This is a genomic window from Vibrio sp. 10N.222.55.A1 (assembly GCF_041473835.1).
GTDB lineage: Bacteria > Pseudomonadota > Gammaproteobacteria > Enterobacterales > Vibrionaceae > Vibrio > Vibrio crassostreae_C.
Map to the genome: position 1 here is coordinate 108,591 of NZ_JBFRSX010000036.1, position 25,674 is coordinate 134,264.

Here is a 25,674-nt window from a genome sequence, read left to right on the forward strand (position 1 = left end):
TATTTCCTTTATCATAAGGAAAATGCTTTATTAATTGGATTGATACTAGATCAACCCTTCATCTAGTGACACAGGATAGTTCAACTTCATGCAATCTTTTTCCCGCACCTTGTTAGCCGCGTCTATAAGTACGGCGTTATACGTGTCGACAACTCAAGCTGAAACAATCACCGATAGTAGTGTGCAGGAAATGCCCTCTATAGATCAATGCTTGATCGAGCCCGCTGCAGAAAACGAGACACAGCTACCCGCTCATGTTGAGTCAGATCGCTTAGAAGCTATCAATGGTGACAAGGCAATATACTCAGGTGACGTAGTCGTTACGCAAGGGAACAAGACCATCCTTGCAGATAACGTAACCCTGCACCAACAAGAAAATATCGTTGTAGCTGAAGGCAACGTAAACTTTAGTGATGGTCAAATCAAATCTATCTCAGACAGAGCGACCAATAATCTGACTACAGATGAAATGACGCTTGAGAACACCGATTACGAATTCCTTTGCGAGCCCGGTCGCGGAGATGCTGTTTATATAGCAAAAACAGGTAAAGCGGTTTATGAGATTGAAGATGGCTCCATTACCTCTTGCCCTATCGGCGATAATGCTTGGCGTCTAAGAGCATCGAGCATCAGTGTCGACCAAGACGAAGAACAAGCCACTTTTTATAATCCACGTTTTGAAATCCAAAGTGTTCCCGTCTTTTACTTACCTTACTTAACAGTACCGGTGGGTGATACACGTAAAACCGGTTTCTTGTACCCAACAGTTTCGTATGGTTCAAGCGATGGTTTTGAAGCTGAAATTCCTGTTTATTGGAACTTAGCACCAGACTACGATTTGGAAACTACCTTCAAGTACATGCAAGAGCGTGGCACTCAACTCAACAGTAAATTCAGATATTTAAGCGATTTTGGTTCCGGTAGTATCGAGTCTGAATATTTACCAGACGATCAAAAGTACACTGATCTAGGCGATCGTTGGGGTTTCCAACTAGAACATTCAGGAATATTCCAACAATCTTGGTTATTCGAAATTGATTACTCTAAAGTCAGTGATATTGACTACTTTTCGGACATGAGCTCAAATATCGGTAACCGTGAAGATGGACAACTGCTTCAAGAAGGGCAAGCAACATACCGTTCTCAAAATTGGGATGCGTCTGTACTTGTTCGAGACTTCCAAGTTCTTACCACCAGCAATAACTTGCCTTATCGTCTAATGCCACAACTCGAGTATAACTACTATGCTCCAGAGGTAATGGATTACCTAGATTTTGACTTAATCAGTCATATATCAATGTTCGATACCGACGCATCAGGCAAACCATCAGCCACTCGTGTTCACGTTGAACCTGGTATTACAATCCCAGTAGGTAACACTTGGGGCACTTGGACAACCGAAGCACGATTACTTGGTACATACTACCAACAGGATCTTGATGGCGTTGATACAACAAGTGACGAGTACAAAGATTTAGAAGAATCGGTAAGTCGAGTTATCCCTGAATTTAGAAGCCACGCTGGTATTGTTCTGGAGCGAGATACCACGATTGTAGGTAACTATACTCAAACCTTGGAGCCTCAAGTCCAGTACCTGTATGTTCCTGAAGAGGATCAAAGCGATATTGGTCTTTATGATACTACGCTGTTACAAACCGATTACTACGGCTTATTCAGAAGCCGCAAATACAGTGGTGTAGACCGCATTGCGTCAGCAAATCAAATTAGCTATGGCGCATCATCTCGCTTTTTTGATGATGAGTACCGAGAGCGCTTAAACATATCTTTTGGTCAAATTTTCTATTTTGATAAAGATACAAAGCAAACTTTAGGCAACGAAGACTCCGCTGACAAAACTAATTATTCATCTTGGGCTATTGAAATGGACTTCAACTACGATGATTACCTTTTCTACCATGGCGGTGTGCAATACGACATTGATTCATCTTCGATGCAACTTGCTAACAGTACCATTGAGTACCGTTTTGCCGGCGGCTATATACAAACCAACTACCGCTATGTAACAGAAGAGTACATAAATGAAACTGTAGATTTTGACGTATCATCCATAACTAGAGATGGTATCTCACAAGCAGGCTTACTTGGTGCTTACCAGATTTCGCGGAAGTGGAATGCCAGTGCTCAATATTTCTATGATTTAACCACACAAGAAAATCTAGAATGGTTGGCTCGCTTGAACTATAAATCGGATTGTTGGTATATCGGATTTACGTATAGTAACCAGCTGACAAATAACATTAGTGATCCAAATGTCACGCCTGAATATGAAAATAACTTTGGTGTGAATTTCGGTATTATCGGCTTTGGTACTAACTTAGGCTCTGATTCAGGCGCTGTTGGGGATAGCAGTTCTGATAACTCATTGAGCTACGGTCGCCCATTCTTCTTAAACAACTAATTTTCTTTACTGATAAGAAATCAGTAAATTTAAAGGATTACACATGACATTGTGGAAACGCACATTAATTGCTATTGCAGCGACTTGTACTTTATCAACAAGCTTTGCAGCACCGGTTGAGCTAGACAGCGTAAAAGTTATCGTTAACGAAGGCGTTATCTTACAAAGCGACATCGATGCTTCGATGAAGACACTGCGTGCCAACGCAAAAAAAAGCGGTCAAACACTGCCATCGCAAGATGTGCTCAATGAGCAAGTACTAGAAAAACTGATCATCGATACTATTCAAACTCAAGAAGCAGAACGTATCGGTGTTCGTATTGATGATGCTCGACTTGATCAAGCAATTGAAGGTATCGCTAAAGACAACAACCAAACGGTAGAACAACTTACCGCATCGGTTGCTGAAGAAGGCCTTAGCTACAATGCATTTCGAGAGCAAGTAAGAAAAGAAATTGCGGCAAGTGAGGCTCGCAATGCTCTAGTTCGCCGTCGTATTAACATCCTTCCTGCAGAGGTCGATAACCTAGCGGATATCTTAGCGCAAGAGACTAACGCAACCGTTCAATACAAGATTGGACACATTCAACTTCGCTTCAATGATGACCAAACCAAAGAAGAGCTAGAAGCCCAAGCTAAAGAACTTGTCGAAGAACTGAACTCAGGCAAAGATTTCAGCACCATGGCATATACTTACTCTAAGGGTCCTAAAGCGCTGCAAGGTGGTGATTGGGGTTGGATGCGTAAAGAAGAGATGCCAACCATTTTTGCTGACCAGATCAAAATGCAAAATAAAGGCAGCATCATCGGTCCTTTCCGTAGCGGTGTAGGTTTCCACATTCTAAAAATTGAAGATGTGAAAGGCTTAGAAACCGTAGCAGTAACGGAAGTGAATGCTCGTCATATCTTGATTAAGCCAACCGTAATCTTGAGTGACGATGGCGCGAAAGAACAACTTGAAGAGATCACGCGCCGCGTAAACACAGGTGAAGCGAGCTTTGGCGACCTTGCACAGCAATACAGCCAAGATCCAGGTTCTGCAGTACAAGATGGTGAGCTAGGCTACCAAACACCAGATTTGTATGTACCAGAATTCAAACACCAAGTAGAAACGCTACCAGAAGGCAAAATCAGTGCGCCATTCAAAACCGTACACGGTTGGCACATTGTTGAAGTACTAGACCGTCGCGAAGTCGACCGTACCGATTCAGCTTTGAAAAACAAAGCTTACCAAATTCTATTTAACCGTAAATTCAACGAAGAAGCTGGTGCTTGGCTACAAGAAGTAAGAGCAAGTGCCTTTGTTGAGATGGTTGAGGACGACCAAGATGACAACAACTAAACGTGTTGTCATAACCGCAGGTGAACCAGCAGGGATAGGCCCAGATTTAACTTTGGCTCTATCTCAAGAAAGTTGGCCTCATCAACTCGTGGTTTGTGCTGATAAAACACTGCTATCCGAGCGAGCTAAAATTCTTGGTATCGAAGTCGATCTTCTGGACTACGATGCAAATGCAGCTAAGCAACCGCAACGCGCTGGCACACTGGTAGTGAAACACGTTCCACTTGCTGAAACGGCAGTTGCAGGTCAACTCAATGAGGCTAATGGTCATTACGTATTAAATACTTTAGAAACCGCAGCAATTGGCTGTATGAATGATGAATTTGATGCTATTGTCACCGGCCCCGTTCACAAGGGTGTAATTAACCGAGCTGGCGTTGCTTTTAGCGGCCATACCGAGTTCTTTGCAGAGAAGTCCAATACACCACTGGTGGTGATGATGTTGGCAACTGAAGGGCTGCGTGTTGCGCTAGTAACAACGCACATCCCACTAGCTTATGTATCTCAAGCTGTGACCGAAGACAGATTAGAGCAAATTATTGCTATTCTAAATAAAGACTTGGTTGAAAAATTTGCTATTGAGAAACCAACTATCTATGTGTGTGGCTTGAATCCACATGCTGGTGAAGATGGTTGTTTAGGGCGTGAAGAGATTGAAACTATCACCCCGACGCTAGAAAAAATTCGCCAAAAAGATGGCATCAATTTAGTTGGCCCATTGCCAGCAGACACCATCTTTAATGAAAAATATTTGCAAGATGCAGATGCTGTTTTAGGTATGTATCACGACCAAGTACTCCCGGTATTGAAATACAAAGGGTTTGGTCGCTCAGTGAACATCACGCTTGGCTTACCGTTTATTCGCACATCAGTCGACCACGGTACCGCCTTAGACTTGGCAGGGAAAGGCCAAGCCGATACAGGGAGCTTTAGAACAGCGCTCACGCACGCCATTGAATTAGTAGAGAAAAAGCAATGAGAAATGATGTCCACTTAGGGCACAAAGCGCGTAAACGTTTTGGTCAAAACTTCCTTAACGATCCATACATTATTGATGGCATCGTATCGAGTATTAACCCACTACCAGGTCAAAACTTGGTAGAGATCGGTCCTGGTCTAGGCGCAATTACTGAGCCTGTGGGTAAGCTTGTCGATAAATTTACTGTTATCGAATTGGATAGAGACCTTGCAGAACGTCTTCGTAACCATCCAGATCTTGCGGACAAGCTAACGATCCGTGAAGGCGATGCGATGAAGTTCGATTTCCAAGAACTGGTTAAGCCAAACAATAAGCTACGCATCTTTGGTAACTTGCCATATAACATCTCTACACCATTGATGTTCCACCTTTTTGAATTCCATAAAGACGTGCAAGACATGCACTTTATGCTTCAAAAAGAAGTGGTTAACCGTCTAGCTGCTGGCCCTGGCAGTAAAGCTTACGGTCGTCTTACTGTAATGGCTCAATACTACTGTAAAGTAACGCCTGTGTTAGAAGTTCCACCAACGGCCTTCGTTCCGCCACCGAAAGTAGACTCAGCAGTCGTGCGCCTACAGCCATACGAAGTGCTGCCTTATCCGGCAAAAGATCTGAAATGGCTAGATCGCGTATGTCGTGAAGGCTTTAACCAACGTCGTAAAACAGTTCGTAACTGCTACAAGAGCTTAATCGATAAGGAAGTGCTTGAAGAGCTAGGTATCAACCCAAGCATGCGTCCTGAGAACTTAACGCTCGAGCAGTTTGTCGACATGGCAAACTGGTTGTACGACAGTCATAACGCTGACAAATAAATAAAAAAGGCTCCTACACTTCGGTTAGGAGCCTTTTTTATGTAATACTTTAATTACATTAAGTATATCAACAACAAAAGGTGCGAATATGGATATATCTACGCCTTGTATCAAATGCCAGGTTCACTCTAAGTACATAGAAGAACAATCTGAGCCAACGAAGAATCGTTATGTCTTCGCCTACATTATTACCATCAAAAATCTAAGTAAAACAACGGTGCAACTTATGTCTCGCCGCTGGTTAATTACCGACTCTAACGGCAAGCAGCTCACCATTGAGGGTGATGGTGTAGTTGGCCAACAACCCGTGATTGAAGCCAACGACGAGTACACCTACACAAGTGGTACGGTCATCGAAACCCCTGTTGGCGTTATGCAAGGTCACTATGTGATGACCGATAACAAGGGCATTGATTTTATTACCGAAGTTGACCCATTCAGACTCGCAATCCCTAATATTCTTAATTAGCCGTACATCCGTATCTACAGGAAACTATTGTGTCGAATTACATTGTCGGAGACATCCAAGGGTGCTTCGACGAACTTCAAGGACTACTTGAAAAAATTAACTTTGATAAACACCAAGATACTTTATGGGTCGCCGGAGACTTAGTTGCTCGAGGCCCTAAATCATTGGAGACGTTACGCTTTATTCGTAACCTTGGTGACGCAGCTAAGGTTGTATTAGGCAACCACGACTTACATCTTCTGGCGGTGTCCTTAGGACTATTTCCAGCGAAACCAAAAGATAAGACTCAAGCGATTCTTGATGCTGAAGATCGTGAACTGCTAATCGAATGGTTAAGACAACAGCCTTTGCTTCAAGAACACCCAGAGTTCGTGATGTGCCATGCGGGTATCTCACCGCAGTGGAATCTAGAAAGAGCACGTGTTGAAAATCGAGAGATCGTATCCTTGTTAAAGTCCGATAAATGGCAATGGCTAATCGAAAACATGTACAGCAACGCGCCTGATTTATGGCATCAGGATTTACATGATATTGAGCGCTATCGCTATGCGATCAATAGCCTGACAAGAATGCGTTTCTGTTTTGAAGATGGCCGTCTCGACATGGCATGTAAGCTACCACCGAATGAGATTACCGATGAACCATTAGTGCCATGGTTTGACCTTCCGCAACGCATAAAGCTCGATAAAACCGTTGTTTTTGGACACTGGGCTGCGCTTGAAGGCTATAACGGAAAAGACGTAATTGGACTTGATACTGGATGCGTCTGGGGAGGTGAATTGACAATTCTTCGCTGGGAAGATAAACAGTTTTTCACTCAGAAAGCGCTATAAAGATACGAGAAACTTGCGCTACCTTGGTAGGGTAACGCAAGCATTTTTCAGAGACTAGCTATTGATAACCACAGTTAACGCTCGAGAATCACAAACTCCATGTTGTGTTTGTTTTTCTCGTCAGCTTGATAGCTCTCGTTAAAGCTCTGCTTCCAACCTTCACCCCAGTCAGGAAATTGTGTATCTCCATCGACGGCGAAATCGATGTAAGTCAGATACAACTTGTCCGCTTTAGGTAAGCAGCTCTCATAAATAGAGCCGCCACCAATGATCATCACCTCTTCAACATCACTGAGTAGCTCTAGAGCCTGTTCAATAGAAGTTACCGTCGTTACACCTTCAATCTTTAAACTCTCATCACGGCTGATTACGACATTCAACCGACCCGGCAAAGGGCGTCCAATAGAATCGTAGGTCTTACGTCCCATCACAACTGGTTTACCCATAGTCGAGCGCTTGAACCATGCGAAATCCGCAGGCAAGTGCCAAGGCATCTGATTATCTTTACCTATTACACGGTTATTGGCCATTGCTGCAATCATACTGATGATCATAAATCGAAAGTCCTGTCCCTAAAAAGAAAATTAACGCTAAACGATAGGTCTACGGCGATAGAATAACAGCCCTGGCACAGCTAAGCCAACCGCCAACCCTGCGATAATGAACATCGATTTTAAAAAGTTCTCCATCAACATTGCCAACAACTCAGGCGTGTAGCCTGCCCTGTTAATCTCCACCATCGCAATCATCGCCTTGAAGGCGAACACACCTGGCACCATAGGAATTAGAGCTGCAACCGTAAACACCTTCGGATGTGCTAACAGTTTATGTGACCAATGAACCCCTATCATACCAACCACGGTTGCGGCGAAGAACGTCGCCCATTCGATTGGAATACCAAAGTGCATCATCAGATACCGGCTACCATGACCGATAGAACCACCGAGTGCACAATAAATTAAAGCACGTTGCGGAACGTTAAACACCAATGCAAACCCAACCGCAGGAATAGCGGCGAAAAACATATCGTTGAGCAGACCTAAAAACAGTTCGAAAATACTCATTAGCTTGCCCACCCCCAAACATCTGATAGACTCATCGCCGCGACAATGCCCAAGCTCGTCGCCAGAGTTAATAAGCTGGCCATGGTAAAGCGCGCTAACCCCATATTAATATGGCCTTTAAGCATATCAGCGACGGAGTTAATCAGAGGAAAACCAGGTACTAACATTAATACAGATGAAGCCATCACGATCGTGGGTTGGCCGCCAATATTGTAAAGTACGGCTTGAGCTGAAATGGTCGTGGTAACGAATGCTGTGATAGCAAAGTTTAATAGCGGATTGAAATGGCGGTGCCCAATCTCTTGCCTGACGATCATACCGCAAGCTGAAGCAATAAAAGTCATCATGAAGACTTGCCAGTCTCCGCCCGCAAGGTGGCTAAAAGAGGCGCACGACAACCCTATCATCACAACCACTAACCAACGGTTGTAGCGCTCGGGGCTGATGTTTTGAATCTTTTTATACGCCAAATCATAATCGAGAATTCCCTTCTCCATCATGATGCAAATGCGTTGAATGTCGGTGATAACCTGCATGTTAATGCCACGATCAGCACAACTTCGAGTAGTGGTAATACAGTGATCATCCATTACGGTAGTTACAACAAGCGCATTGGCTGACAGTGCGACTTCAACCTCATTCACCCCACAAGCAATACCGATGCGACGCATGATATCGCCGACCAGTGTGCTCTCTGCCCCGTGCGCCAATAACATTTGTCCTGATTGAGCGACGAGTCTTGAGATCGCTCTTTGCTTTGATGCCATGATTTCCTTCCCATAGGCGTTAATTATCTAAAGATAAATTTTGCATAAAAAACAGTAAGACGTCATGATTTAGATACAAAAAAACCGCAATTTTCATTGCGGTTTAATAAAACTATCAGTGTACTTGTAAGAAGCGACCGATGCGTTATGAGAAACTAAGAGGATTAGTCACGAACATAGATAACATGGCCGTCATCCTCTTCGTCATCCCAATCGTCCCAATCGTCGTCATCTTCAGTAACGACATTCTTACCGCTCATCGCATCTTTATGGTAGTCATCCCACATAAAGTCTACTTTTTCTTCTTCTTCAACTTCTACAACTTCACGAGGTAGGTTTTCCATAAACTCACCTAGTTTGAAGCAAAGATCTTTGGTGCCGATTTTATTCACAGCAGAGATCTTGAAGTACTCGCCTTCCCAGCCCAAAGCATCGATGATTTCTTGAATCTTTTCGTCTGCTTCGTCTTCTGGCATTAGGTCAACTTTATTGAACACTAACCAGCGAGGTTTTTGTGAAACTTTTTCACTGTATTGCTCAAGCTCATCGATGATCGTTAGTGCATTCTGAATAGGATCAGATTGATCGATCGGCATAATGTCGATCATATGCAGAAGAACACGACAACGCTCAAGGTGCTTAAGGAATCGGATACCAAGGCCAGCGCCATCAGCTGCGCCTTCGATTAGTCCTGGGATATCGGCAACAACGAAGCTCTTTTCAGGGACAACACTTACCACACCCAAGCTTGGGATCAAAGTAGTGAACGGGTAATCAGCCACTTTTGGTTTCGCAGCAGATACTGAACGAATAAAAGTAGATTTACCTGCGTTTGGTAGGCCAAGCATACCAACGTCAGCTAATAGAAGAAGCTCTAAACGCAGTTCACGAACTTCGCCTTTAGTACCCATTGTCTTTTGACGAGGAGCGCGGTTAACAGACGATTTAAAACGCGTGTTACCAAGACCGTGCCAACCACCTTTACCAACCATTACTTTCTTGCCGTGTTCAGCAACTTCAGCAACGATTTCGTTGGTGTGGATATCAACTGCACGCGTACCAACTGGTACTTTCAGCGTAATGTCTTTACCACGTTTACCAGTACAGTTACCGCCGCGACCATTCTCGCCACGCTCTGCATTGTAAAAACGTTGGAAACGGTAATCGATCAGTGTGTTTAAGTTCTCATCCGCTTGGATGTAAACATCACCGCCGTCACCACCGTCGCCGCCATCAGGACCACCTTTAGCGACGAATTTTTCGCGCCAAAAGCTAACTGTACCATTACCGCCATCACCGGCTTCTATTTTTACTACCGCTTCATCAACGAATTTCATTTTTTAACTCCGCACTTACGTTGCGTTACCACTCATCAAGGAGTGATATAAATTCTAGCAGATCCGTGTTTAGATCGATCACCTAAGATCTAGGCCGACCTGCAACCAAGGAACAAATAAGGAGAGGTTCTTTGCTTCTTATTTCTTAAAAACAAACGGCTTCTTAAAAACTAATCTGTTTATCAAAAAATAAAACGGCTTCTCAAAACCAAAACAAGAGCGTCTGCTTTTTTATTCTTGCTATAAATAAAAAACCCTGCCGAATCGGCAGGGCTTTTGAATTCAGCTTGAAAGCTAATAAAATAATCTAGTTAAAGATTAAATTACTCAGCTTCGATGCTTACAAACTTACGGTTTTTAGGACCTTTAACAGCAAATTTCACTTTACCTTCAGTAAGAGCGAAAAGAGTGTGGTCTTTACCGATGCCAACGTTTGTGCCAGCGTGGAACTTAGTACCACGTTGACGAACGATGATGTTACCTGCAAGAACAGATTCACCACCAAAACGCTTAACACCAAGACGTTTGCTTTCTGAATCGCGGCCGTTATTAGTAGAACCGCCAGCTTTTTTATGTGCCATTGTTAAACTCTCCTAATACTTAAGCGTTAATGCCAGTGATTTTCACTTCAGTGAACCACTGACGGTGACCAGCTTGCTTACGCGAGTGCTTACGACGACGGAACTTAACGATTTTTACTTTATCGCCACGACCGTGTTGTACTACTTCTGCAGTAACCTTGCCACCTTCAACAAGAGGTGCACCAACAGCGATTTCTTCGCCGTTAGCAACAAGAAGAACTTTATCAAATTCAACAGTTGCACCAGTTTCAACGTCTAATTTCTCTAAACGAAGTGTTTGACCTTCGCTTACTCGGTGTTGTTTGCCACCAGATTGGAAAACAGCGTACATATTTTACTCCGCTTTTTCCGCACAGCCTATGGTTGTTAATTGTACAACTCGGGTGTGCGCTAAACTAATCAATAGGGCGCAGATTCTACGGGAATCATGGCGCTATGACAAGCCATATTTTTAAAAAATTGGCGAAAACCTGTTCGCCAAAGAAAAGTGCGGCAATCATGCCCTTTAGCGATGTATTAATCAACGTTTTTTAGTGTATTATTCAACAATTAAATACAACGTATAAGCCTTACAGGGTCTAACTTCAGCCGGATGAACAATGGATTTTAAAGCTATCCAAACGCTTACTGCCAATGATATGGCAAAAGTGAATGAAACAATTCAAGCCCAACTTAATTCTGACGTAAGTTTAATCAACCAGCTTGGTTTTTATATCGTTAGCGGTGGTGGCAAACGCCTACGCCCTTTGCTTGCTCTTTTATCTGCTCGCGCACTTGGTTATCAAGGTGAAGCTCATATCACCTCTGCAGCCTTTATCGAGTTTATTCACACCGCAACCCTGCTTCACGACGATGTTGTCGATGAATCAGACATGAGACGTGGTAAAGCGACGGCCAATGCCGCTTTTGGTAATGCCGCTAGCGTTTTGGTGGGTGACTTTATCTACACACGCTCATTCCAAATGATGACAACGCTAGGATCTTTAAAGATCCTTGAGCTAATGAGTGAAGCGGTAAACGTGATTGCCGAGGGTGAAGTTCAACAATTAATGAACTGCAATAACCCAGACACCACAGAAGAAAGCTACATGCAGGTGATCTACTCTAAGACTGCTCGTTTGTTCGAAGCTGCGACCCAAATCGGTGCGATTCTTACTGAGTCATCACCAGAGATCGAAACAGCAATGCAGAACTATGGTAAATACCTAGGCACCGCTTTCCAACTGATTGACGATGTGATGGATTACACTGCAGATGGTAAAGAGATGGGTAAAAACGTTGGTGACGATCTAGCCGAAGGCAAACCAACACTGCCTCTACTTTACGCAATGCATAATGGCTCTCCTGAACAAGCAAGCATGATTCGTGAAGCGATTGAGAAAGCGAACGGCATGGAACGTCTTGACGATATTATGGCTGTAATGAAAGAGACAGGCTCTTTAGAGTACACAACAAATAAAGCCTACGAAGAGGCCGATAAAGCCATCGCTGAGCTTTCTGTACTTCCTGACTCAGAATATAAGCAAGCGCTAACCACGCTCGCACACTTAGCTGTTAAACGCAGTAAGTAAGCAGGTTAATAGAGAACTCGCTTCTAGCTTCTATATAAATAACAAAAAGAGCCTCAGGGCTCTTTTTTTTGGTTTTCAACAAATATTTGTAGGTGAGCCAAATTCAATATCGACTGGCTTCTAATGATAACGGCAGTTGTGCTTCAATCTCTTCAAGCTCTTCCATTGGCACCGCGTACTGCTCATGCCCGTTGTAAGTCTCTACTAGCGCGTACTGCTCTTGCTCATCAATTACCAATACTTTTCCTAAGTGCCCCAAATATTCGACATTCATACCCTTCTGAACAGTAGCCATAACATTTACCTTCACATTAATTGTAAAGCTAAATACGAGTAGCTTGAACTTCAGGATCAAAAAAGCCGATCATAATGACCGGCCCTTATTAATTAGCTTAAGTCTGAGTTAAATAGCGTTTCGCTTATTTAGCGAATTCAACACCAATCTCGATGTCACCATTTAGCGTTTCAAGCATGCTATCTAAAGCGTTACGTTCGAAGTCACTTAGCTCACCGTAGCTAAGGATCGCTTCAGCGCCCTCTTTACCTAGTTTAACTGGCTGTGCGAAGAATGGAGCGTGCTCGCCTTCACCTTCAACGTATGCACATTCAATCACGTTTTCTTCACCTTGAAGTGCTTTAACTAGTGCAAGACCGAAACGACAAGCCGCTTGACCCATAGACAGTGTCGCACTGCCGCCGCCAGCTTTAGCTTCTACTACTTCTGTACCTGCATTTTGGATGCGAGTCGTTAGTGCTGCGATTTCTTCGTCAGTGAACTCTACACCTTCAACTTGAGAAAGTAGAGGAAGAATCGTTACGCCTGAGTGGCCACCGATAACAGGAACACGGATGTCGCCTGGATCTTTGTCTTTTAGTTCAGCAACGAACGTTTCAGAACGAATCACATCAAGAGTCGTAATACCGAATAGACGACGCTTGTCGTAAACGCCCGCTTTCTTCAGTACTTCAGCCGCGATTGGCACTGTTGTGTTTACTGGGTTAGTAATGATACCAACACAAGCAGTCGGACAAGTAACTGCGATTTTCTCTGCAAGAGACTTAACAATGCCAGCGTTCACATTGAAAAGATCCGCACGATCCATACCAGGCTTACGAGCAACACCCGCTGAAATAAGTACAACATCCGCACCTTCTAGTGCTGGTGTTGGATCTTCACCCGCGTAACCTTTGATCGAAACAGGCGTTGGGATATGGCTAAGATCGGCAGCAACACCCGGTGTTACCGGAGCGATGTCGTAAAGTGCAAGATCTGAACCAGCAGGTAGGCGGTTCTTAAGTAGTAGGGCTAGGGCTTGACCGATGCCACCAGCGGCACCAATAACAGCTACTTTCATTGTTATTCTCCTTGAGAGCTTTCTCTTATAGATTCTTTGTAGGGTAATTCTTGAGCTAAATCTAAGTTAAAAAACTATATTAATCACAAAGTGATTACAATCAATTAACGCTAGCTTTGCGACTTCGCGCAAGTCAATAAAACCGTGCTACACAGCAAGTTCGCATTATGGCGATAATCGACTGAAATAACAAAATAAGTCGTCGCAAATAACACATTATTCTATTAAATATTTACAGTGATATGACTAACAAATTACAGGGATGTTTTGGCTAAAATTGAATATGTATGCGAAAATATGCAAACATCTTTGTTAATGAATAAGAATGACATATGCGCAATACAGAAAAGCAAGACAACTTAGTTCGTGCATTTAAAGCCTTACTAAAAGAAGAACGTTTTGGCTCACAAGGCGAAATTGTGGATGCCCTAAAACACGAAGGTTTTGAAAGCATCAACCAGTCTAAAGTCTCGCGTATGTTAACCAAGTTTGGTGCCGTTCGAACTCGTAACGCAAAAATGGAGATGGTTTACTGTCTTCCTGCTGAGCTAGGTGTTCCGACCGTTTCTAGCTCTCTAAGAGAATTAGTACTAGATATTGACCACAACAATGCATTGGTGGTGATACACACAGGTCCTGGTGCGGCGCAGCTGATTGCTCGTTTATTAGACTCACTAGGTAAGTCGGAAGGTATACTGGGCGTAGTCGCAGGTGATGATACTATCTTCATTACCCCAACGTTATCGGTTACCACTAAGCAACTGTTTGATTCAGTGTGTGAACTGTTTGAATACGCAGGATAATTGATCTCTGTTTCATAACTATCAGCCTTATTAATGGATCACGAGTATCTATTTGCTTCGTGATCCAAATCACATCCTAGAATATCCATACCTCCCTTCCAAAATCACACTAAACTATTGATTTTAAAAAACTCAGTAGTAAATCAAACACGAGATCCAGACATCATTTGTTAGATTTTTCAGCTATATCTTTTAACATTCGAGTAATTTTCTGCCAATTTTTGATATTATTCAGCCACTTTTTCATCACATGGATTGAAAAAGGTGCCGTTTCCAAATAGGAAACTCCTGAAGCAACTACACTTGTTTCAGGGTTAATAATGAATAAAGGAAGGGAAATTCATGGCATTTACCAAACTTATTAAAGTTGGTGCTATTGCAGCTGCTGTAATGGGCGCTGGCGCTGTTAACGCTCAAGAGTTCATCACGATTGGTACTGGTTCAGTTACGGGTGTTTACTACCCAACTGGTGGTGCGATTTGTAAGCTAGTGAACAAGGGCCGCAAAGACCACAACATTCGTTGTTCTGTAGAGTCTACTGGTGGTTCAATCTACAACGTTAACACCATCCGTGCTGGTGAACTAGATTTCGGTGTTGTTCAATCGGACTGGCAATACCACGGCTACAACGGTACAAGTAAGTTCAAAGATCAGGGCGAATACAAGAAACTTCGCGCGATGTTCTCTCTACATACAGAACCGTTCAACATCATCGCTCGTACTGATGCTGGCATCAACAATGTGTCTGACCTAGCAGGTAAGCGTGTAAACATTGGTAACCCAGGTTCTGGTGACCGTGCAACGATGGGTGTTGTAATGGACGCTATGGGCTGGACTAACGACAGCTTCAAGCTTGCTTCTGAACTTAAAGGTTCTGAGCGTTCACAAGCACTTTGTGATAACAAGATTGATGCATTCATCTACATGGTTGGTCACCCGAACGGATCAATCAAAGAAGCAACAACGTCTTGTGATGCAAAACTGGTTTCAGCAACAGGTCCACAGATCGACAAGATCGTAGCTGAAAACCCATACTACGCTTACAGCACAGTTCCTGCTGGTATGTACCGTGGTACTGACGCTGACGTAAACAGCTTCGGTGTTGCAGCTACTATGGTAACAACTTCAGACGTTTCTGAAGAAGTTGCATACAACGTTGCTAAGGCAGTATTTGAAAACTTTGACACTTTCAAACGCCTACACCCAGCATTTGCTAACCTGAAAAAAGAAGACATGGTTAAAGCGGGTATCTCTATCCCTCTTCACCCAGGCGCAGCAAAATACTACAAAGAAGTGGGCCTTCTAAAGTAACTCTACTTTAAGCCTACTACACCAATAAGGAGGCTAGCCCTCCTTATTGGCTTTTCACGTTTTATAAAAATAATTTAAGTGAAAAGAACAGCCCTTTAAGTTTCTCCAATTTGGAGGACTTACCTTCGTATCAAGCCTAAGACAAAGACGAACAAAAAACGCATTTCCCTATCCATTCACTACACTAGATAGGAAATAAATAACGTTTGGTTGTTCGTAAGAAAAGGCAGACCATCAATAATAAGGATAAAGTACATGACGCAGACAACATCACCGTCTCCAGATGTGCAAGAAATGGTGGCACAATCAGATACTGGTGCGCGTAGCCCTCGTGGTATCCAAGGCCGTATTTTATGGTTTGTGCCTCTATGTTGGTCACTGTTCCAACTTTGGTATGCATCTCCGCTGCCGTTCATTTTTAACTTCGCAATTTTAAACGACACTGAAGCTCGAGCAATTCACCTTACGTTTGCTATTTTCCTAGCCTTTACCGCTTATCCAGCCATGAAGAATTCGCCTAGGGATCGCATCCCCGCAGTCGATTGGATATTAGCGCTTGTAGGTAGCTTTTCAGCTTCTTATATCTATATTTTCTATACTGAACTCGCTGAGCGATCGGGCGCACCAACAACATTCGATATTGTTGCGGCTGTATTCGGTATGGTTTTACTGCTTGAAGCAACACGACGCGCTTTGGGTCCACCTCTTATGGTTGTGGCAGCAGTATTCCTACTTTATACCTTTGGCGGCCCTCACATGCCGGACGTTATTGCCCACAAAGGTGCGAGCCTGAACAAGGCAATGTCGCATCTGTGGCTAACAACTGAAGGTGTATTCGGTGTGGCACTTGGCGTATCAACGTCATTCGTATTCTTGTTTGTACTGTTTGGTGCAATGCTAGAACGTGCTGGCGCCGGTGCTTACTTTATTAAAGTTGCATTCTCTCTGCTTGGTCACATGAAAGGCGGCCCAGCGAAAGCAGCCGTTGTGGCGTCTGGTTTATCTGGTCTGGTATCAGGTTCTTCGATTGCAAACGTTGTTACCACAGGTACCTTTACTATCCCGCTAATGAAGCGTGTTGGTTTCCCGGGCACAAAAGCAGGTGCAGTAGAAGTAGCAGCTTCAACCAACGGTCAGCTTACACCACCTATCATGGGTGCTGCGGCATTCTTGATGGTTGAGTATGTGGGCATCTCGTATGTAGAAGTAATCAAGGCGGCGCTATTGCCCGCTCTGATCTCTTATATCGCTTTGATTTACATTGTTCACCTAGAAGCATGTAAAGCGGGTATGACTGGCCTACCTCGTCGTCACACGCCAACCATCGTACAAAGCCTACTGTCTTTCACCGGTACCATTTTAGGTCTGTGTGTTATCAGTGCCGCAGTTTACTACGGTGTCGGTTGGACGAAAGATGTCTTTGGCGATGCTGCAACACCAATCGTAACGGTGGCTCTATTAGTCGCTTATGTCGCTCTGGTTCGTGTATCAGCAAAATACGCATCTGAAGGCGGCATGGAAATCGATGCGGATCTCAAAGAAGTTCCGGATCCAGGTCCAACAATTAAGTCTGGCCTGCACTTCCTATTGCCTATCGTGGTGCTTGTTTGGTGTTTAACAGTTGAACGTTTCTCTCCAGGTCTGTCGGCATTCTGGGCGACCGTGTTCATGATCTTCATTCTGATCACTCAGCGTCCGTTAATGACTCTGATGAACAAATCAGACGATCTTGCAGAGCAAACTAAAGCTGGCTTCGTTGATCTCGCAGAGAGCTTGGTTTCAGGCGCACGTAACATGATTGGTATCGGTGTCGCGACAGCGGCTGCAGGTACGGTTGTAGGCGTGGTGACTCTAACGGGTATCGGTCTAGTAATGACGGACTTCGTTGAGTTTATCTCAGGCGGTAGCATCATTCTTATGTTGCTATTCACTGCAGTAATCAGCTTGATCTTAGGTATGGGCTTGCCAACAACGGCGAACTACATCGTTGTATCAACGCTGATGGCTCCGGTAATCGTGACCCTAGGCGCTGCGCACGGCTTGATCATTCCATTGATTGCGGTTCACTTATTCGTGTTCTACTTCGGTATTCTTGCGGATGATACACCTCCGGTAGGTCTCGCGGCGTTTGCAGCAGCGGCAATTGCGAAATCAGATCCGATTCGTACTGGTATCCAAGGCTTCACCTATGATATCCGTACCGCAATTCTACCTTTCATGTTCATCTTCAATACTCAACTACTACTGATGGGCATTGATTCTTGGTGGCACTTAGCACTAACGATTTTCTCATCTGTGACTGCGGTACTTATCTTCGCAGCTGCAACACAAGGTTGGTGGTTCACCAAGAACAAGTGGTGGGAAACGGTGCTGCTTATTGCATTAACCTTCACTTTCTTCCGCCCTGGCTTCTGGTGGGACATGATTTACCCAGAGAAAGTTCTTTCACCTGGAGTTGAGATTGCTCAAATCACGGAAAAGCTGGATGTGGGACAATCACTTGAACTTAGAGTGGGTGGCGAAAACTTAGAAGGTGACTATTCTGAAAAGACAGTTCGCCTGCCGTTTGAAGATTCTGCGACCTCAAGTGAAGATCGTATTGCCTCTATGGGTCTAATGCTGACTGAATCAGAAGGCAAGATGATTGTTGATATGGTTGAGTTCGGTAGCCCAGCAGAAGCGGCTGGTATTGATTTCGATTGGGAAATCAAATCCGTTATCCAAGATGCAGATCGACCAATGAAAGAGTGGGTATTCTTACCAGCTCTGATCATTTTGATTGGTTTAGCGATGAACCAAAGAAGACGTGCTCGTAAGGATGAGATTAGCGCGTAATGGATAAGGCTGAGTAGTGCTTAGCGCTATTTGGCTTTATTACATGGAAAGGATAATTACAGTGCTAAGTGAAAGCTTAGCGCTGATTAAAAAGAGACGAATACATGTATAAACAAATCCTTGTTCCTGTTGATCTTAATGACAAAGGCTTTTCTGATAAGGCAGTCGAACTGGCGGTATGGCACGCAAAACACAGCAATGCTGAAATCCACATTCTGAACGTACTACCAGGCATTCACATGTCGATGGTGGCGTCTTACTTCCCGAAAGATGCAGCGAACCAAATGAAGCTTGATGTTAAAAATCAGCTGAAAGAGTTTGCTGACAAGCACATTGACGATGAAGTGGTGTATAAAGTTCACGTTGCCGAAGGCAAGACTTACACAACGATTCTAGATTACGCAGAAAAACTGGGCGCTGACCTTATCGTGATGCCTAGCCATAAGCGTTCGAAAATCGACAAAGTTGTGCTTGGTTCTGTTGCAAGCAAAGTGGTACAGAACTCACCAATCAATGTATTGGTGGTTAAACCGCAAGGTTAAGTCATTTAATCGACACACAATCTAAAAAGGTTGGCCTACAGGCCAACCTTTTTTGTTTTAATTCATGCTACATAGCTTTAGAGTCAATTCACTATGTTTTGCGGGCGACCCGCAATAAAGCCTTCAATATTATCCATTAAGATATCAGACAGTTTTTGAATCGAGCTGTCGCTGCCCCACGCCACATGTGGAGTGAGTAATAAGTTCGGTAAGTGGCTATTAGCCAATAGTGGATTTGAGTTGTCGGCTGGCTCTTGTGTAAACACATCCATACCTGCGCCTGCAATCTCATGTTTTTTCAAAGCCTCAACTAGGGCTTGTTCATCTACTAGACCTCCGCGCCCGGCATTAATTAATACCGCGCTCGATTTCATCATTGTGAGCTCTCGCTCTGAAATCAGATTTTGGGTCGCATCAGTCAATGGGCAATGTAGACTGATCGCATCCGCTTGCTTCAATACCGTATCAAAAGGTAGATACCCTTCTCGACAAGACTCTGCTCCTTTTCGCTCGGCAAACATCACCTTCATACCAATCGCTTTGGCTAACATTGCGGTGGCTTGACCTAAGCTGCCACTCCCCATCAACCCCAGTGTGCTGCCAGCCACATCTTGAATCGGATGAGTAAAGAAGCAGAACTGCTTGTCCTTTTGCCACTCGCCCGCCTCAATGTCTTTATGATAACCAACAAGGTTTCGTTTAAGTGCAAACAGCATTGCGATGACATGTTCAGGAACCGATTGAGTCGCATAGCCTTGCACATTAGCCACTGCGATATTACTGCCCTTGCAGTATTCCACATCAACATTGTTGACACCTGTAGCAGAAACAGCGATCAACTTGAGTTGTTGCGCTTGAGCTAAATTATCAGCGTTGAGCACAACCTTATTGGTGATAACAACATCTGCTCCCGCAACGCGCTCAGCAACGAGCTCTGGAGCAGTAAAATCAAACTCAATCCATTCATGTTCGAAGCTAAGAGGTTTTAAATTGATTTGAGATGGGATGGTAGCCCGGTCAAGAAAGACCACTTTCAACTTCGGCATTGTACGTCCTTGAATTGGTATTGATGACACCATTCTAAGCTTTTAGCTTTCTGTAGTCTGGAAGCTCTGGCGCAATTTCAAAGTGCTGTTCAATTTGTGGTGACGCTTGAGGGTAAAATTCACAAGGAACAAAGGCTTTGAACAGTTGGTTGTTCTCCGGATGATAGAAGCTCAGTTCACACGCATGTAAAGCTAATCTATCGCTATACTCAAAAGCTTCAGGCGTTGCATAAAACTCGTCGCCAACAATGGGCGTCCCTATTTCCATACAATGCACACGCAACTGATGAGAGCGACCGGTAATCGGCAGTAACTTCAACAAAGTGGTTTGAGTCTCTTCTTGCTCTACCATATAACGAGTCTGTGATGGCTTGCCATCCTCGAAACACACTTTCTGCCTAGGGCGATTCGGCCAATCACAGATGAGTGGCAGATCAATAAGCCCTTCTTTTTCTTCTACTGCCCCCCACACTCGTGCGTAATAGAGCTTATGTGTCAGTCGATATTGGAACTGCTTCTTCAAATGCCGCTCAGCCTGCTTATGTTTAGCTAACAACATCAAGCCCGATGTCGACATATCCAAGCGATGCACGACCTGAATATCAGCAAACTCCTCAACCAACCGACTCCACATACTGTCGTAATGCTCTGGCAATCTTCCCGGCACTGAAAGTAGGCCTGCTGGCTTGTTCACCACAAGAATATCGTCATCTTGATAGACAATGTCGATCCACGGTTCACGTGGTGGTGTGTACTGCTCTAACGCCATTGAAGCCTCTAAATTACTAGTGAGTAAATAATTTACGGTTAATTTGTTTATTATTAAATACAATTTTCAACATTTCCGTACATAAAAGTTGACGACCTTACAAAACATGGTATTGATAGGGTAACGGAAAATAAGAAGTCAGCATCAAAGGAAAAATGATGGAAAGTACGGTTAAAACAACCACCGAAAAAACACAAACCTCTGCTCCCCTATCAAGTTTAATCAAGTCTCTTGGCCCAGGCATTATGATGGCCGCAGCAGCTGTAGGTGGCTCACATTTAGTTGCCTCGACCAAAGCTGGTGCGATTTATGGCTGGCAGCTCGCCGCACTTATTATCCTGGTAAACATATTTAAATACCCATTCTTTAGAGCCGGTATCCAATATACTCTTGGCACAGGACAAAGCTTGGTTGAAGGTTACTCTAACCTTGGCAGACCTTACCTTGTAATCTTTTCGATATTGAGCGCAATTTCCGCCGTGGTAAATACTGCAGCACTACTGTTATTTAGTGCAAGCCTACTCAGTTACTTTATTCCTTTCGAATTGGCCACCAGCACATTGTGCATGATCGTTTTAGCGACCTGCTTGATCATTCTGTTTGCTGGCCATTATCGCGCGCTTGATACGCTGTCCAAAGCGATCATGGCGATCTTAACCATCACAACCTTAGCTGCAGTCGCCATTGCTATAGGCTCTCCAGTCGAACCTGATGCTGCTTTTGTTCCACCGTCGCCTTGGTCATTGGCTGCTATTGGTTTTATCGTGGTGACCATGGGTTGGATGCCTGCGCCTATCGAAATATCAAGCATCACCTCTATGTGGCTAAAAAGCCAAAAAGAGAAGCAGGAAGTGACCGCACAATCAGCGCTGTTCGACTTTAACGTTGGCTACATTGGTACGGCGCTGCTTGCTTTAGTATTCGTTGCGTTAGGCGCGCTAGTACTTCACGGTTCGGGAGTTGAACTGTCTCGCTCCGGTGTTGGCTTTACTCATCAATTGGTCGGCATCTACGCTTCGACAATTGGTGAATGGTCTCGCCCGTTAATCGCTCTTATCGCTTTCTTCTGTATCTTTGGTAGCACCATTACCGTTATCGATGGCTACTCACGCGTGCTTGCTGAATCACAACGTCTATTATTCAAAAAAGATTCAAGCCCAAGAATGCTGCAAGGCTGGATAATCATTGTCTCTATCGCGGCACTCGCGATTGTGATGTTCTTTAGCGCAGCACTGATGCCTATGCTCGATTTCGCAATGGTACTCGCGTTTGCAACAACGCCATTCTTCGCTCTGCTTAATTTCATCTTGGTCAACAAAGCTAAGCTTCCAGAAGCGCTAGCCATTGGCAGCAAACTAAAATGGTTGTCTGTAGCAGGTCTTGTTTACCTATTTGGTTTCCTAGCGGTATTTGTTTGGTGGAAGTGGTTAATGTAACCAGCTACTTGAATTGTTAATTAAGCTACAGATACAAATAAGGCCTTCATAATGAAGGCCTTATTTCGTTGAAGCATTTCGCTAATTCAAAACTAGTTGTGAGAAACCACAATCAAGCGTAATGAATCTAGCTGAACCTGAGCTTTGCTGATGTAACCGGTCAGTTCATTGATTTGAGCTTCGATTACCTCTAGCTCTTCATCACGAATATTAGGATTCACGGCTTTAAGCGCTTGTAGACGCTCTAATTCACCGTTCAGGTTAGTCTGCATATCTCGTTGAGCTTGTTCACGCACTTCTTCCACTTTAGGAAGTACGTGCGTCTCACCCGCTTCGATTAGCTTGTGAATTTCACCTTGTACCGAGTTAACTAGCTTGCTCGCTAGGTGACGGTTTACAGGGCTTAATTGACGGTTAAAGCTGTCGAACTCAACCTGAGCTGATAAGTCATTACCACGGCCATCCATCATCAAACGAATTGGCGTCTTAGGCAAGAACTGGCTGATACCGCTGCGTTTCGGCGCTTGCGCATCCACAAGGTAAACCAGCTCAAGCAGGATAGTACCCACTGGCAGCGCTTTGTTTTTCAGTAGTGATACCGCTGATGCACCAACACCTTCACTCAGTAGCAGATCGATACCGCCCTGAATCATTGGGTGTTCCCAGCTAATGAAGTTCATGTCTTCACGAGAAAGCGCAGTATCACGATCAAACGTGATGGTTGCGCCTTCGTATGGTAAGCCTGGGTAGCTTGGCACCATCATGTGCTCAGACGGCGTTACAACCAGAGCATTCTCACCCTTGTCGTCTTGGTTCAAGCCAATCGTATCGAACAGGCTTAGTGCAAACGTTACTAGGTTAGTGTCGCCGTCAGTCGAGGCAATCTTCTCTGCAATTTCATGCGCTTTGTCGCCGCCGTTTGAGTGCATTTCTAATAGGCGATCACGGCCTTTTTCTAGATCTGATTTCAGGCTTTGATTTAGCTTGGCAGACTCTTCAATCACTTCATCAAGTTGCTCAGTGTTACCAGAAGCCAGCATCTCGATAAGAACATCTGAGTACTTATCGTAAACCGTGCGACCCGTTGGACAAGTTTCCGCAAATGCATTCAGACCTTCATCGAACCAACGCGCAAGGATCGCCTGTGATGTGCCTTTTAGGTAAGGAACATGAATGTCGATATCACGCAGCTGACCGATACGGTCCAAACGGCCAATACGTTGCTCAAGCAAGTCTGGGTTGAATGGAAGATCGAACATCACAAGTTGGTTAGCGAACTGGAAGTTACGACCTTCAGAGCCGATTTCACTACAGATAAGAACCTGAGCGCCGCCCTCTTCTTGAGCAAAGTAAGCCGCAGCTTTATCACGCTCTAGAATCGACATGCCTTCGTGGAATACGGTTGCACGCACACCTTCACGCTCACGCAGTGCTTGCTCTAATTGAAGAGCCGTACTTGCACGAGAGGCGATCACTAGGATTTTCTCGCTGCGCTTGTCTTGGATCTTTTCAATCAACCAGTTAACACGTGAGTCGAACTGCCACCAGCTTGAATCTTCACCTTCAAACTCTTGGAAGATCTCTTCTGGATACAGCATCTTCATTGCACGAGCTTCGGGAGCCATTTTGCCACCGATCATGCCAGATACACGCATTGAGGTTGTGTACTGCGTTGGAATCTCCATCGGCAGTAGGTTTACATTACGCTTAGGGAAGCCTTTGATTGCAGCACGTGTGTTTCTGAAAAGAACACGGCCAGTACCATGGCGATCCATAAGGTTATCAATCAATTCTTGGCGAGCTAACGCTTGCTCTTCTTCGCTGCTATCACCTTCGATAACGCGGAATAGAGGCTCAACATCTTGCTCAGAAAGCAGTTCCGTAATCTGGTTCTTCGCGCTGTTTTCAAGCTTCACTCCAGAGAACAGAGCCGTTACTGCATCAGCAACCGGTGCGTATTGGTCTTCTTCTTCAACGAATGCTTCGTAATCGTAGAAGCGATCAGGATCAAGCAGACGCAGACGTGCAAAGTGGCTCTCACGACCAAGCTGTTCAGGCGTTGCTGTTAGTAGTAGCACACCAGACGTATTTTCCGCTAAGCCTTCAACCACTTGGTATTCACGGCTTGGTTTGTCTTGGCTCCACTCAAGGTGGTGCGCTTCATCGACAACCAACAAGTCCCACTCGCCTTCAAGTGCTTGCTCGTAGCGCTTACGGCTCTTACGTAGGAAGTCCAAAGAACACAGAACGTACTGCTGGGTATCAAACGGGTTGTCTGATTCAGCAAACGCTTCAATACAACGCTCTTCATCGAAGATAGAAAAATGCAGGTTGAAACGGCGCATCATCTCTACTAACCATTGGTGTTGTAGAGTTTCAGGAACCACAATCAGAATGCGTTCAGCACGGCCAGACAGCACCTGTTGGTGGATGATCATGCCCGCTTCGATGGTTTTACCTAGGCCCACTTCATCAGCCAGTAAAACGCGCGGAGCGTGACGACGACCCACTTCATGAGCGATGTATAGCTGATGAGGGATCAAGCCAGCACGCATACCACACAAGCCACGCATCGGGCTCTTGTGTTGTTGGTACTGGTTGCTTAGCGCACGGTAACGCAACACAAAGTTATCCATACGGTCGATTTGACCTGCGTATAGCTTATCTTGTGGCTTGTTAAAGCGGATCTGGTTGCTTAAGAAGATTTCACGCAGAGTGACTTCTGTTTCTTGGGTATCTTCGCGAGTACCTAAGTAGGTTAGCAGCCCTTTGTCTTCGATAACTTCTTCGACAGACAGAGACCAACCTTCTTGGCATTCGATGACATCGCCTACATTAAACGTTACTCGGGTTACGGGAGCATCAGTACGTGCATAAACACGGTTTTCTTCTGACGCTGCAAACATTAGTGTCACTGTGCGAGCATCCATTGCTACAACGGTACCTAAACCTAAATCGCTCTCCGTATCGCTTATCCAGCGTTGCCCCAAAGCAAATGTCATGAATCGACTACCTCAATCTTATAGTTGGAATTTGGTCTTCTTAACTGCAGTTTTAAACAAGAACATTATCGCTCCTGAACTAAAAATATAGCCAAAAATGTCTAGTTTGCAGCCACTTTTTAAGTGCGCTCTCAATAATAAATATCTCGAGAAAATGGTGCAGAAAAAGGTCGCTAATCTTACTCGATGCTGTGATTTAGGTCACGCCTAAAGGAGATGATTTCATGCTTTTTTTCTGTTTTCGCCAGTGCAATCAAACTGTCAAAAATTCATGGTTAATCTATAGGTAGCAGATTGCTGCTCTCAAACGAATACACCATATTCACTCGTAACGATATGGTGCTGTTCCTCTAGATGAAGTTTAGGTGAGTAGTTGACTATCACCAGAATCAGATACTAAT

The 25,674-nt window shown here is 44.4% G+C and carries 23 protein-coding genes; 12 read left to right on the top strand and 11 right to left on the bottom strand.

Going from position 1 to position 25,674, the window contains the following annotated elements; all coding sequences use genetic code 11:
* Window positions 1-88 precede the first annotated feature (88 nt).
* The 6 genes from lptD (at window position 89) to AB4493_RS12445 (ending at window position 6,854) form a co-directional block, all read left to right on the top strand.
* Window positions 89-2,419, top strand: a complete 2,331-nt coding sequence (gene lptD, locus AB4493_RS12420) for an LPS assembly protein LptD (protein WP_372155059.1) — start codon at window positions 89-91, stop codon at window positions 2,417-2,419.
* 43 nt (window positions 2,420-2,462) lie between these two features.
* Window positions 2,463-3,761, top strand: coding sequence for a peptidylprolyl isomerase SurA (gene surA / locus AB4493_RS12425; RefSeq protein WP_017062940.1), 1,299 nt, complete (start codon window positions 2,463-2,465; stop codon window positions 3,759-3,761).
* Window positions 3,748-4,740 (top strand): 4-hydroxythreonine-4-phosphate dehydrogenase PdxA, encoded by a 993-nt coding sequence (pdxA, locus tag AB4493_RS12430; RefSeq protein WP_372155061.1) that lies wholly within the window; start codon window positions 3,748-3,750, stop codon window positions 4,738-4,740. The genes surA and pdxA overlap by 14 nt, the downstream gene beginning before the upstream one ends.
* Complete coding sequence (gene rsmA / locus AB4493_RS12435) at window positions 4,737-5,552, top strand: 16S rRNA (adenine(1518)-N(6)/adenine(1519)-N(6))-dimethyltransferase RsmA (RefSeq protein WP_017062942.1); 816 nt, start codon at window positions 4,737-4,739, stop codon at window positions 5,550-5,552. Before pdxA ends, rsmA begins: the two co-directional genes overlap by 4 nt.
* A gap of 88 nt (window positions 5,553-5,640) precedes the next feature.
* Window positions 5,641-6,021, top strand: a complete 381-nt coding sequence (gene apaG, locus AB4493_RS12440; RefSeq protein WP_004735899.1) for a Co2+/Mg2+ efflux protein ApaG — start codon at window positions 5,641-5,643, stop codon at window positions 6,019-6,021.
* Window positions 6,022-6,050: 29 nt separating this feature from the next.
* Window positions 6,051-6,854, top strand: a complete 804-nt coding sequence (locus AB4493_RS12445; RefSeq protein ID WP_017062943.1) for a symmetrical bis(5'-nucleosyl)-tetraphosphatase — start codon at window positions 6,051-6,053, stop codon at window positions 6,852-6,854.
* A 74-nt stretch (window positions 6,855-6,928) separates the two neighbouring features.
* On the opposite strand, the gene folA is transcribed toward AB4493_RS12445, so the two are convergent.
* From folA to rplU, 6 genes are all read right to left on the bottom strand, one after another.
* Complete coding sequence (folA, locus tag AB4493_RS12450) at window positions 6,929-7,408, bottom strand: type 3 dihydrofolate reductase (RefSeq protein WP_172380432.1); 480 nt, start codon at window positions 7,406-7,408, stop codon at window positions 6,929-6,931.
* Between the two features lie 36 nt (window positions 7,409-7,444).
* Complete coding sequence (locus tag AB4493_RS12455) at window positions 7,445-7,918, bottom strand: threonine/serine exporter family protein (RefSeq protein WP_017062945.1); 474 nt, start codon at window positions 7,916-7,918, stop codon at window positions 7,445-7,447.
* The gene (locus AB4493_RS12460; protein ID WP_017061378.1) at window positions 7,918-8,685 is read right to left on the bottom strand and encodes a threonine/serine exporter ThrE family protein; all 768 of its coding nucleotides are present in this window, start codon (window positions 8,683-8,685) and stop codon (window positions 7,918-7,920) included. Before AB4493_RS12460 ends, AB4493_RS12455 begins: the two co-directional genes overlap by 1 nt.
* 164 nt (window positions 8,686-8,849) lie before the next feature.
* Window positions 8,850-10,022 carry an Obg family GTPase CgtA gene (gene cgtA / locus AB4493_RS12465; protein WP_017061377.1) on the bottom strand — a complete coding sequence of 391 codons (1,173 nt, stop codon included), beginning with the start codon at window positions 10,020-10,022 and terminating at the stop codon, window positions 8,850-8,852.
* A 323-nt stretch (window positions 10,023-10,345) separates the two neighbouring features.
* The gene (rpmA, locus tag AB4493_RS12470) at window positions 10,346-10,603 is read right to left on the bottom strand and encodes a 50S ribosomal protein L27 (protein WP_004735905.1); all 258 of its coding nucleotides are present in this window, start codon (window positions 10,601-10,603) and stop codon (window positions 10,346-10,348) included.
* Window positions 10,604-10,622: 19 nt separating this feature from the next.
* Window positions 10,623-10,934: a 50S ribosomal protein L21 gene (gene rplU, locus AB4493_RS12475; RefSeq protein WP_004740823.1), complete on the bottom strand. Its 312-nt coding sequence runs from the start codon at window positions 10,932-10,934 to the stop codon at window positions 10,623-10,625.
* A gap of 268 nt (window positions 10,935-11,202) precedes the next feature.
* Here rplU and ispB point away from each other — a divergent pair, with 268 nt between their 5' ends.
* On the top strand, window positions 11,203-12,174 hold the full coding sequence (gene ispB / locus AB4493_RS12480; protein WP_017061376.1) for an octaprenyl diphosphate synthase: 972 nt from the start codon (window positions 11,203-11,205) through the stop codon (window positions 12,172-12,174).
* A gap of 103 nt (window positions 12,175-12,277) precedes the next feature.
* Here the strand turns inward: ispB and AB4493_RS12485 are convergent, their stop codons facing one another.
* Both AB4493_RS12485 and mdh read right to left on the bottom strand, forming a co-directional pair.
* Complete coding sequence (locus tag AB4493_RS12485; protein ID WP_017061375.1) at window positions 12,278-12,469, bottom strand: hypothetical protein; 192 nt, start codon at window positions 12,467-12,469, stop codon at window positions 12,278-12,280.
* A gap of 124 nt (window positions 12,470-12,593) precedes the next feature.
* On the bottom strand, window positions 12,594-13,529 hold the full coding sequence (gene mdh / locus AB4493_RS12490; RefSeq protein WP_009847834.1) for a malate dehydrogenase: 936 nt from the start codon (window positions 13,527-13,529) through the stop codon (window positions 12,594-12,596).
* Window positions 13,530-13,861: 332 nt separating this feature from the next.
* On the opposite strand from mdh, the gene argR reads away from it, so the two are divergent.
* The 4 genes from argR (at window position 13,862) to AB4493_RS12510 (ending at window position 19,020) form a co-directional block, all read left to right on the top strand.
* A complete protein-coding gene (gene argR, locus AB4493_RS12495) occupies window positions 13,862-14,332 on the top strand; it encodes a transcriptional regulator ArgR (RefSeq protein ID WP_004740827.1) in 471 nt (156 codons plus the stop codon).
* Between the two features lie 342 nt (window positions 14,333-14,674).
* Entirely contained in the window at window positions 14,675-15,643 is a 969-nt protein-coding gene (locus tag AB4493_RS12500; protein WP_017061374.1) for a TAXI family TRAP transporter solute-binding subunit, read from the top strand.
* A gap of 255 nt (window positions 15,644-15,898) precedes the next feature.
* A complete protein-coding gene (locus AB4493_RS12505; RefSeq protein ID WP_065584689.1) occupies window positions 15,899-18,478 on the top strand; it encodes a TRAP transporter permease in 2,580 nt (859 codons plus the stop codon).
* A 104-nt stretch (window positions 18,479-18,582) separates the two neighbouring features.
* Window positions 18,583-19,020 carry a universal stress protein gene (locus tag AB4493_RS12510; RefSeq protein ID WP_017061372.1) on the top strand — a complete coding sequence of 146 codons (438 nt, stop codon included), beginning with the start codon at window positions 18,583-18,585 and terminating at the stop codon, window positions 19,018-19,020.
* An 83-nt stretch (window positions 19,021-19,103) separates the two neighbouring features.
* On the opposite strand, the gene AB4493_RS12515 is transcribed toward AB4493_RS12510, so the two are convergent.
* Both AB4493_RS12515 and AB4493_RS12520 read right to left on the bottom strand, forming a co-directional pair.
* Window positions 19,104-20,066: a D-2-hydroxyacid dehydrogenase gene (locus tag AB4493_RS12515; protein ID WP_372155062.1), complete on the bottom strand. Its 963-nt coding sequence runs from the start codon at window positions 20,064-20,066 to the stop codon at window positions 19,104-19,106.
* Window positions 20,067-20,100: 34 nt separating this feature from the next.
* Complete coding sequence (locus tag AB4493_RS12520) at window positions 20,101-20,835, bottom strand: pseudouridine synthase (protein ID WP_372155064.1); 735 nt, start codon at window positions 20,833-20,835, stop codon at window positions 20,101-20,103.
* 158 nt (window positions 20,836-20,993) lie between these two features.
* On the opposite strand from AB4493_RS12520, the gene AB4493_RS12525 reads away from it, so the two are divergent.
* The gene (locus tag AB4493_RS12525; protein WP_372155065.1) at window positions 20,994-22,271 is read left to right on the top strand and encodes an NRAMP family divalent metal transporter; all 1,278 of its coding nucleotides are present in this window, start codon (window positions 20,994-20,996) and stop codon (window positions 22,269-22,271) included.
* A gap of 92 nt (window positions 22,272-22,363) precedes the next feature.
* On the opposite strand, the gene rapA is transcribed toward AB4493_RS12525, so the two are convergent.
* A complete protein-coding gene (rapA, locus tag AB4493_RS12530) occupies window positions 22,364-25,273 on the bottom strand; it encodes an RNA polymerase-associated protein RapA (protein WP_017062952.1) in 2,910 nt (969 codons plus the stop codon).
* Between the last annotated feature and the right edge of the window lie 401 nt (window positions 25,274-25,674).